Source organism: Rhizomicrobium sp., assembly GCF_056722145.1.
In genome coordinates this window covers 21,375-30,940 of record NZ_JBWZET010000077.1, presented here as the reverse complement: position 1 = coordinate 30,940, position 9,566 = coordinate 21,375, and the positions used below count along the sequence as shown (strand labels likewise).

General features: G+C 64.5%; 8 protein-coding genes. 3 read left to right on the top strand and 5 right to left on the bottom strand.

Features of this window, described 5'->3' with window-relative positions:
* Window positions 1-3: 3 nt before the first annotated feature.
* Complete coding sequence (gene upp, locus AC1P6P_RS04395; protein WP_481401224.1) at window positions 4-618, top strand: uracil phosphoribosyltransferase; 615 nt, start codon at window positions 4-6, stop codon at window positions 616-618.
* Here upp and AC1P6P_RS04390 read toward each other — a convergent pair.
* Both AC1P6P_RS04390 and AC1P6P_RS04385 read right to left on the bottom strand, forming a co-directional pair.
* Window positions 564-1,157 (bottom strand): hypothetical protein, encoded by a 594-nt coding sequence (locus AC1P6P_RS04390; RefSeq protein ID WP_481401222.1) that lies wholly within the window; start codon window positions 1,155-1,157, stop codon window positions 564-566. The genes upp and AC1P6P_RS04390 overlap by 55 nt on opposite strands.
* Window positions 1,158-1,166: 9 nt before the next feature.
* Window positions 1,167-1,727: a hypothetical protein gene (locus AC1P6P_RS04385; protein ID WP_481401221.1), complete on the bottom strand. Its 561-nt coding sequence runs from the start codon at window positions 1,725-1,727 to the stop codon at window positions 1,167-1,169.
* 345 nt (window positions 1,728-2,072) lie between these two features.
* On the opposite strand from AC1P6P_RS04385, the gene AC1P6P_RS04380 reads away from it, so the two are divergent.
* Both AC1P6P_RS04380 and AC1P6P_RS04375 read left to right on the top strand, forming a co-directional pair.
* The gene (locus AC1P6P_RS04380; protein ID WP_481401220.1) at window positions 2,073-3,956 is read left to right on the top strand and encodes a methyl-accepting chemotaxis protein; all 1,884 of its coding nucleotides are present in this window, start codon (window positions 2,073-2,075) and stop codon (window positions 3,954-3,956) included.
* A gap of 3 nt (window positions 3,957-3,959) precedes the next feature.
* A complete protein-coding gene (locus AC1P6P_RS04375; protein ID WP_481401219.1) occupies window positions 3,960-4,418 on the top strand; it encodes a chemotaxis protein CheW in 459 nt (152 codons plus the stop codon).
* Between the two features lie 85 nt (window positions 4,419-4,503).
* Here the strand turns inward: AC1P6P_RS04375 and glgA are convergent, their stop codons facing one another.
* From glgA to AC1P6P_RS04360, 3 genes are all read right to left on the bottom strand, one after another.
* On the bottom strand, window positions 4,504-5,976 hold the full coding sequence (gene glgA, locus AC1P6P_RS04370) for a glycogen synthase GlgA (protein WP_481401218.1): 1,473 nt from the start codon (window positions 5,974-5,976) through the stop codon (window positions 4,504-4,506).
* Window positions 5,977-5,980: 4 nt separating this feature from the next.
* On the bottom strand, window positions 5,981-7,234 hold the full coding sequence (glgC, locus tag AC1P6P_RS04365) for a glucose-1-phosphate adenylyltransferase (protein WP_481401217.1): 1,254 nt from the start codon (window positions 7,232-7,234) through the stop codon (window positions 5,981-5,983).
* 149 nt (window positions 7,235-7,383) lie between these two features.
* Window positions 7,384-9,426, bottom strand: coding sequence for a fused MFS/spermidine synthase (locus AC1P6P_RS04360; RefSeq protein ID WP_481401216.1), 2,043 nt, complete (start codon window positions 9,424-9,426; stop codon window positions 7,384-7,386).
* Window positions 9,427-9,566 lie beyond the last annotated feature (140 nt).

Below are 9,566 nucleotides of genomic sequence, written 5' to 3'. Positions count from 1 at the left end.
ACACTGGTCGATCATCCGCTGGTTCAGCACAAGCTCACCATCATGCGGAAGAAGGGGACCTCCACCAAGCAGTTCCGCGAGCTGCTGAACGAGATCGGCATGCTGCTTTGCTACGAGATCACGCGGGAGTTGCCGACCGCACTGATCGACATCGAGACCCCGCTGTCGCCGATGAAGGCGCCGGTGATCGAGGGCAAGAAGCTGGTGTTCGCGCCGATCCTGCGCGCCGGCATGGCGTTCCTGGAAGGGATGCTGAACCTGGTGCCGTCCGCCCGTGTGGCGTTCATCGGCCTTTATCGCGATCCCAAGACGCTGAAGAGCGTCGAATACTACTTCAAGGCGCCGGAGGACATTGCCGACCGGCTGGTGATCGTGATGGACCCAATGCTGGCGACCGGCAACTCCTCGATCGCTGCCGTCGACATGCTGAAGGACCGCGGCGTTAACAACCTCCGGCTGATGTGCCTGCTGGCGGCGCCCGAGGGTCTCGCGAAATTCCACGCCGCTCACCCCGACGTGCACATCTGGACTGCCGCAATCGACGATCATCTCAACGATCACGGCTACATTGTCCCCGGGCTCGGCGACGCCGGCGACCGCATGTTCGGGACGAAATAAGCGCTTCGCCGAAACGTGGCGACGGCTTTTCGGGCACGAAGCGCGGAGTTCGAAAAACCTAAACCGCCAGCAACCGCTGGAAAAAGGCCCGGTAGCGCTGCAACGCCTGCCGCAGGTCTTCGGTGGAGGCTTCCTGGCCGCGGCCCCATTGCTGCTCCAGATTTGGCACGCTCCTGCGCGAAGGTGTCGGCGAGCCGCGCCATGGCCTGGGCGACGAGGTGATCGGCATTTTCCACCGCCCGCCGCGGATCGTCGACGAAGGTTGCCTGCACCGCGTCCCATTGCGTCTTCAAACCGCTGGCGTGTTCCGCGGTAAGCAGGGGAGCATCGCCTTCGGACACCGCGAACTGGCGCGCCGATTGTTCCTCCGCCTCATCGCGATCTTGCGGCGTACTGAAATCGGCGTCGACGCGGTCGTCTTCTGAAAGTTGCCCCCGCTGTTCGGCCGCCGCCGCTTCGGGATCGTCATACGGTTCGCCGCCGGGGTCGCGGTTTGACGCCATTCTCTGGGGATCGAAGCTCGGATCGGGATTGGTCATGGAGTCTCCTCAGGACGCCGCGCGCATGCGCGGTTCGCTCGACAATTCGTCGAAAAGGCTGCGGTAATGGACCATCGCGCGGCGCAAATCCTCGGTCGAGGCCCGGTGCTGGGCATGCAGCAGCGCGATGTCGTGGGCGACGCGGTAATTCTGGACGATCTCGGGATAATCGACCGACAGGTCGGCGGCCTGCTGCTCGAAATCGATCACCGGATAGCCGCGTGTCTGCATCACTTCGCCGAGCAGGTGGTCGGCGGCCGTCACGGCGCCCGCCGGATCGTCGACGAATTTGGCCTGCAGCATGCGCCATTGCGCGGCGTAGCGGGCGCGCTCGTCGGGCGACAAGGGATGGATGGAATAGGAGCGCACCCGGGCTTCGCGCCGGCGCAACCGCTCCTCGGCGACGCTGCGGCTGCCGGACTCCTGGACCACGCGGGCGTATTCGGCGCCGAAGCGCGACTGCAGCCGCCGGGCGGAGCGGCCACGCCAGAGGACAAAAGCGGCCACTGCCGCCACCGCGATAACCACCACAATCAGCAATGCTGCCAAAGGATCTGCGGTCGGGTTCATGCCAGGGCTCCGTGCTGTCGTCGGGAGCTTAACGAGCGGGTTGGAATGGCGTTCCGCTGCACGGCCCTGTTGTATTTTGCGGAGTTCCCGTGCTGCGTTCATGGAACTGCGATTTTCGCGCGACCGTTGGCAACGCTTGCGGAAAGTACGTATGCGCGATTTTTGATCGCGAGGCAGGCCCGGCAAACGGCGGAATTGTTGGCGAAACGTCCTTTTTGAGAGGTTGACGGATTTCGCCACTCCACCGCACGGCGAGAATGGCCGTAAAACACCGGCATCCGTAAACTCATTCTAAAATGTGCAGGCGGGATAGATGGTCAGACCGCCCATCCCCGGAGCCCTGCTGTGAATTTCAAAGACCTGTCCGTCAGTAAGAAAGTGATCGGCGCCTTCGCGATCGTGCTGTTGACGACGATTGCGCTTGGCGTGTTCGCGATGCTGAGCCTTTCGCACCTGGATACGCAGGCTGCCGATTTGCGCGAAAACTGGATGCCATCGATACAGCGCCTCGGTCGGTTTCAGTACAATATCACCCGCTATCGCGCCTTTCAGGCGTCAGGACTTCTGACGGAAGGGGATCAGGCCGAGGCCGACCACAAGACGCAGCTCACCATCGAGGCGGCGGCCAATGAGGCCTTGAGGCGCTACGAAACCCGAGTGACGCCCGGCAAGGAGCGCGAGCTGGCCGATGGCATCATGGCGAAATGGGAAGCCTATCGCGCCCTGGACGCCAAACTTGTGGAGATCCACAAAACGCAAGGCAGCCAAGCCGGCGTGAAATACATCACCGGCGAGATGCGCACGGTCTTCAATGGTCTAAAGGACGCCGTTGAAGCAACCATCGAGTTTAACCGAGCTGGTGGCGAGGCAGCAGGAGAACTTGGTCACGAGACCTATGTTTCCGCCCGGCTCTGGATCAGTATCGCGCTCGGTTTGGCGGTTGTGCTCTGCATCGGTGCCGGTCTGGCGCTGATCCGCGGCGTGTCGAAGCCCCTCGGGTCGATGACCGATGCCATGGGCGAGCTCGCCAACGGCAATCTGCTGGCGCATGTGCCGCACGCCGACCAGCAGGATGAGATCGGCAAGCTTGCCGAAGCGATGACGACGTTCAAGAACCAGCTTGCGGCGGCGGAGCAGTCGAAGGCCGAACAGACCCGGCTGATCGTCGACAGTATCGGTGCCGGTCTTGCCGAAGTCGCCAAGGGCAATCTCACCCATCGCGTCGATGCCGACCTCACCGGTCCGTTCGCCCAGCTCAAGCGCGATTACAACGACGCGGTGGAACGCCTGCAGGACACGCTGCGGGGAGTGATGGATTCAACCCATCAGATCGCCAACGGTGCCGGTGAAATCTCCACCGCCGCCGACGACCTGTCGCGTCGCACCGAACAGCAGGCGGCCAGTCTCGAGGAAACCGCTGCGGCGCTGGAAGAGATCACTGCGACGGTCAAGAAGACGTCGGTCAACACCAAGGAAGCCACCGTCAGCGTATCGACGGCCAAGACGACGGCGGAAGAGGGCGGTCGCATCGTCGATACCGCCGTCAAGGCGATGGATTCCATTGCCCAGTCGTCGAAGCAGATCACCGACATCATCGGCGTCATCGACGAGATCGCGTTCCAGACCAATCTGCTTGCTCTTAATGCCGGTGTCGAAGCGGCGCGCGCGGGCGACGCGGGCCGGGGCTTTGCCGTGGTGGCGAGCGAGGTCCGGGCGCTGGCGCAGCGATCGAGCGAGGCGGCCAAGGAGATCAAGGCGCTGATCAACACCTCGAGCGCGCAGGTCGGCGACGGCGTGAAATTCGTCGGCGAAACTGGTCATGCGCTCAAGCGCATTGTCGATCAGGTGGTGCAGATCAATTCGCTGGTCACCGAGATGGCGCAAGCCGCCGAGCAGCAGGCGACCGGCATCGAGGAAGTCAATTCCGCCGTCAGCCAGATGGATCAGGTTACGCAGCAGAATGCGGCGATGGTCGAAGAGTCGACGGCGGCGTCGCGCAACCTGGCCCACGAGACCCAGACATTGTCGAATTTGATCGCGTTCTTCCGCGTCGGCGATGCGCCGGCTGCCGCAACCGATACTGCGCCAACGCCGGTACGCGCGCCGGCAAGGCCCGCAGCCCGGCCGGTGGTCAGGCCGGCACGCCGGGTCGGTGGCGCGGGACGCATTTCCACGGCCGCAACGGCGCAGAAGATCGCGCCGTCCAGCGACGAATGGGCGGAGTTCTGAGCCATGCTTGCCAATTCATCGAATGAAGGCGCCCGGCAGTACATCAAGTTTCTCGCCACCGGCCAGGAATTCGCCACCGACATCATGAGCGTGCGCGAAATCCGTGGCTGGGTGGAGACCACCGTGGTGCCGCACGCCGCCGACTACGTGCTCGGCGTCATCAATCTGCGCGGCGCCGTGCTGCCGGTGATCGATCTCAAGGCGCGCCTCGGCATGGGGCGGACCGAGCCGAACGCGTCGCACGTCATCATCGTCATGCAGCATGGCGAGCGGGTGACTGGCGTGCTGGTTGATGCGGTGCTCGACATCCTGTCGGTCGCCGGCGATCAGATCCAGCCGATGCCCGACATCGTGCGCGAGAACCAGAACGATTATGTCGACGGCATCGCCGTGCTCGACGGCAAGATGGTGACGCTGCTCGGCATCGACAAGCTTACGGCGGAGGTTGAGGCCTTCGCCTGAGGGCTCCGTCAGCGCGCCGCCCAGATCAAAGCCCCCCCCGCCAAGATCAGGAGCGGTGCGCTGACGGTCCCCGTTTTCCCGACGGTCAGAGGGTCCGCACCGCCGCCTTTGCGGCGCCGGTCTTCGCGAAGCGGCGGTAGAGATCGGCGTATTGCCGGCCCGAACGCGCCCACGAGAAATCGGCGCGCATGCCTTGCTCCTGCAAACCCTTCCACACCTTGCGATCGCCATAGCGGGCGATGGTGTGGGCGATGGCGGTGGTCAGGCTCTGGCGGGTGACGCCGTCGAACAGGAAGCCGGTGCCGACGCCGGCATTCACCGCCGCTTCGTTGGCGTCGATGATGGTATCGGCAAGGCCGCCGGTACACGCCGCCACCGGCACGCAGCCGTAGCGCAGGCCGTAAAGCTGGGTCAGGCCACAGGGCTCGAAGCGCGACGGAATGAGAATGGCGTCGGCGCCGCCTTGCATCAGGTGCGATAGCGCCTCGTCGTAGCCGATGGTGACGCCGATCTTGCCGCGATGCTTGTTGGAGGCGGCGATGAACGCGGTTTCGAGCTTGGTATCGCCCGAGCCGAGCAGCGCCAGCCGTCCGCCCATGGCGACGAGATCGTCGGTGAGCGAAGCCAATACGTCCATGCCCTTTTGCGTCGTGAGCCGGCTGATGACGCAGAAGATCGGCCCGAAGGCATCGGTGAGCCCGAACGCCTTTTCCACCGCACGCCGGTTCTGGCGCCTGAGATGCAGCGTGCGCAGATCGTATTGCTGGACGAGATTGGGATCGCTGGCCGGATTCCACACCGTCGTGTCGATGCCGTTGACGATGCCGAAGACGCGGTCGCCGCGCGCCTTGATCAGACCTTCCAATCCCATGCCGTATTCCGCGGTGCGGATTTCCTCGGCGTAGGTCGGGCTGACGGTGGTAATCGCATCGGCGGTGTGCAGCCCCGCTTTCAGGAACCCGACGCCGCCGAAATATTCCACGCCTTCGATCGAAAACGCGCGCTGCGGCAGCCCGAGATAGGAAAACGTCTCGGGCGGAAACCAGCCGGGGAAGGCGATGTTGTGGATGGTGACGATCGAGGGAACGCTGGCGCCGTCATAGCGCAGATACGCCGCCGCCGGGGCGCCTTGCCAGTCGTGGCAATGGACGATGTCGAAGGTGATGTCGCCAATTTTTCCTTCGGCGAGATCGGCCGCCGCCCGTCCCAGAGCGCCGAAGCGCATCCAGTTGTCGGGCCAGTCCTTGCCGGTTGACGGATCGAGATAGGGCCCGCCGCCACGGCCGAACAGTTCCGGCGCGTCGAGCACGATGAGATCGAGTCCGCCCGCGGTTCCGGCGATCAGCGTGGCTTCGCAGCCGAGCAGGTCGGCGTAGGAGTGCAGTACTTCGGTACGGGTCAGCGCCTTCAGCACCGGCTTGTAGCCCGGCAGCAGCGTCGTCACCGCCACGTCATAGGGCTTCAGCGCCGCCGGCAGCGCCCCCGCTACATCCGCAAGGCCGCCGGTCTTGATCAGCGGATAGGCTTCGGAAACGACGGAGAAGGCGCGCAAGCTCATGGCCTTATGCCAGTCTGTCGATCATCGCCTGGGTGATGAGGCAGATGCCTTTTTCGGAACGGCGGAAGCGCTGGGCATCGAGCTTGGGATCTTCGCCGACCACCAGACCTTCCGGAATGATGACATCGCGGTCGAGCACGACGCGCCTGAGGCGCGCCGAACGGCCGATCTTGCAGCGCGGCAGGATCACGGCGTCTTCCAGCACCGAGAACGAATTCGAGCGCACGCCGGTGAAGCACAGGCAGCGGCGCAAATGCGAGCCCGAGATGATGCAGTCGCCCGACACCAGCGATGCCACCGCCGAGCCGCGCCGGCCTTCGAGATCGTGGACGAATTTCGCCGGCGGAGCGATTTCGGCGTAGGTCCACAGCGGCCACGTCGTGTCGTAGAGATCGAGCTTCGGCACCACGTCGGTAAGGTCGATGTTGGCTTCCCAATAGGCGTCGATGGTGCCGACATCGCGCCAATAGGGCTCGGCCTCGGCGCTGGCGCGCACGCAGCTGTCGGAGAATTTATGCGCCACGGCTTTGCCGTGCTTGACCAGATAGGGGATGATGTCCTTGCCGAAATCGCGGGTCGAGCCGGCGGTGGCGGCGTCGCGCCTCAGCTCCTCGAAAATCTTCTTGGTCCGGAAGACGTAGATGCCCATCGAGGCGAGGCAGGTGTCGGTCTTGCCCGGCATGGTCGGCGGATCGGCGGGCTTCTCCACAAAATCGGTGATGACGTTTTTCTCGTCCACCGCCATCACGCCGAAGCCCTTGGCCTCGGCCTTGGTGACTTCGAGACAGCCGATGGTCACGTCGGCGCCGGTTTCGACGTGCTGCATCAGCATCAGCTCGTAATCCATCTTGTAGACATGGTCGCCGGCGAGCACGACCATGAATTCCGGATTATAGCTCTCGATGATGTCGATGTTCTGGTACACCGCGTCGGCGGTGCCCTGATACCACAGGCCTTCCGACACGCGCTGCGAGGCGGGCAGGATGTCGAAGCTTTCGTTGCGTTCGGAGCGGAAGAAGTCCCAGCCCTGCTGCAGGTGGCGGATCAGCGAATGCGCCTTGTACTGGGTCGCCACGGCGATGCGGCGGATGCCGGAATTGACCGCGTTCGACAGTGCGAAGTCGATGATGCGGGCCTTGCCGCCGAAATAGACCGCCGGTTTGGCGCGCTTGTCGGTCAGTTCATTGAGCCGCGCGCCGCGTCCTCCGGCGAGGACGTAAGCCATCGTATCGCGCGCCAGCGGGTGTCTGCGCTCCATGAGCAATCATCTCCCTCGGGGCACCCCGGCAAAACGGCGTGCTCCGGTGTCATCTTTCCGGGTCATGACTAGCACACAGTGCGGCGGTAAAGGCAGGGTTCGCCAGACATTTTTTGCTTAACTTGGGAGCGGTGTGCCCGCCGGCCCGGTCAGAAGCGCAGGACGCTCCAGATCGCCGAATAGTCGTCGGTCCAGGGTCGAAGGTCGGGCGGGACGGGCACCGGCGGGGCATTGGCCAGCTCGCCCTCAAACAGCGCCTTGCGGCGGGTGACCAAGACCCAGACCGAGCGCGCCACCCCGTGGTCGAGGTCGTTGTCGATATCGATGGCCCGGGCGTCCATCCCGCGCGCCGCCGCATCCCGGGCGACTACCGGGGCAAGGGCAACGTAGCGGTTGGAAACGTGTACCGCCAGTACGCCGCCGGGCTTCAGGTGTCGCCAGTAGAGCGAAAAGGCTTCCCGGGTCAGAAGGTGCAGCGGGATGGAGTCGCTGAGGAAGGCGTCGATCACCAGCACGTCGAAGCCTTGCGGCGGCTCGCGTTCCAGGCTCAGCCGGCCGTCGCCGAGGACGATGCTCTGGTGCGCCGGGTTGGATGGCAGGTACCAGAACTGGTCGTGGGCGATGCGGTCGACGTCGGGATTGATCTCGTAAAAGCGATAGCTGTCGCCGGCCCGGCCATAGGCCGCCAGGGTGCCGACGCCTTCGCCGATGACCCCCACCTTGATCGGCCCCGCTTTGCCCGCCTCGGTGATCAGCCGGCCGACGCCCGAGGGGCGGGCGTAATAGGACAGCGGCAGCCGTCGCAGCGGCACCGCCTTGGCTTCCATGCCGTGCAGGATCGAGCCGTTGATCAGCCGCCGCACCGGGATCGGATTGGCAGTGGTCAGCGCCATGTCCTGGACCTTGAGAGAACCGTAGAAATTGCGCCGCAGCACAATCGAATCCGTCATCATCGATTGTGCCGTCTGGGCCATCAGCACGCCGCTGGCGATGACGACTGCACCGGCGCCGAGGGCCAGAATGGCCGGGCGAGACTCGGTCCAATCGCGGAAATGGCGGGCCGCCGCCACCAGCACGATCAGCGCCGTCAGCGGGATCAGGATCAGGAATTCATAGGGGCCGTTGAAGACGGTGGGGGCCACCGCCGCCACGAACAGTCCGCCCGCCGCGCCGCCGGTGGAAATGATGAGATAATACTCGGTTAGATGGCGCGGTTCGGGTTTGGCCAGCGACAGCTCGCCGTGGCAGACGCAGCAGAACACGAACAGGACGGTGGACAACAGCGGCAGCGATATCAGGCCGATTTCGGCATAGTTGCCCGCCGGCGCCAGCAGCGCCAACACCAGCGCCACGACGAACAGCACGTACCACAGCGGCTGGCTGTACCAGTCGAGATTGTTGAAGGCGAGGATGAAGCTGACGAGATAAAGCGCCAGCGGCACCACCCAGAACAGCGGGATCGCAGCCACGTTCTGCAGCATGAAATTGGTCATCGCGAGCAGCAGGCCCGAAGGCGCCGCCGCCAGGAAGAACCACAGCAGCCGATTGGCCCACGCCGGCCGCTCGGCCTTTTCGCGCACGGCCAGTTCGCCCCGGCGATAGCGCCAGGCCGTCAGGGAACACAGGGCCGCGAAGCCGCCATAAATCGCCGACCACCCGACCGCCTGCAGGTGCGCCGGCACATAGGGTTCGACCAGCACCGGATAGCTGAGCAATGCCACCATCGAGCCAAAGTTCGACAGTGCGAACAGGCGATAGGGCGCCGTGACCTCGCCATCCACCGGGCGCGCCAGCCACGCCTGCACCAGCGGGCTCGTCGCCGACAGCAGCACGAACGGCAGCCCGATGGTGGTGGTCAGAAGGCCGAGGATCAGCAGCAGCGGGTCTTCGCCGCCGACCGGCTTCCAGTGCTCCGCCGGAATGATCGGTAGCAAGAGCAGGCTCACCGCCAACAACCCGGCGTGGACGCGCCATTGCAGTCGGGGCGGCACCCGGGTCGTCAGCACATGGGCATAGAGATAGCCGGCCAGCAGTGCGGCTTGGAAAAACAGCAGGCACGTCGTCCACACCTGCGCCGAGCCGCCGAACCAAGGCAGGATCGCTTTGGCGATCAGGGGCTCGACCTCGAACAGCAGAAGCGCGCCCGCGAGAATGGTCGCCGCGGCGACGAGGCGGTCGATGCGGTTGACCATGGCGGCGCCCCCCCGAGATGTGCGCAGAGGGTTATAGGACGGGAAGATTAAAATGCGAGATCGGCGCGCTCCCGCATGTTGCCGCCGCTCTGTCACGCAAGCGTCACACAAGCCCTTCACCTTAGAAAGTAACTGATCCG

Bases quoted from the DNA above. Each gene is read 5' to 3' on its own strand.
- AC1P6P_RS04390 (WP_481401222.1), bottom strand. From the start codon at position 1,157: ATGACCAATCCCGATCCGAGCTTCGATCCCCAGAGAATGGCGTCAAAC.
- AC1P6P_RS04385 (WP_481401221.1), bottom strand. From the start codon at position 1,727: ATGAACCCGACCGCAGATCCTTTGGCAGCATTGCTGATTGTGGTGGTT.
- AC1P6P_RS04375 (WP_481401219.1), top strand. From the start codon at position 3,960: ATGCTTGCCAATTCATCGAATGAAGGCGCCCGGCAGTACATCAAGTTT.
- glgA (WP_481401218.1), bottom strand. From the start codon at position 5,976: ATGAGCTTGCGCGCCTTCTCCGTCGTTTCCGAAGCCTATCCGCTGATC.
- glgC (WP_481401217.1), bottom strand. From the start codon at position 7,234: ATGGAGCGCAGACACCCGCTGGCGCGCGATACGATGGCTTACGTCCTC.
- AC1P6P_RS04360 (WP_481401216.1), bottom strand. From the start codon at position 9,426: ATGGTCAACCGCATCGACCGCCTCGTCGCCGCGGCGACCATTCTCGCG.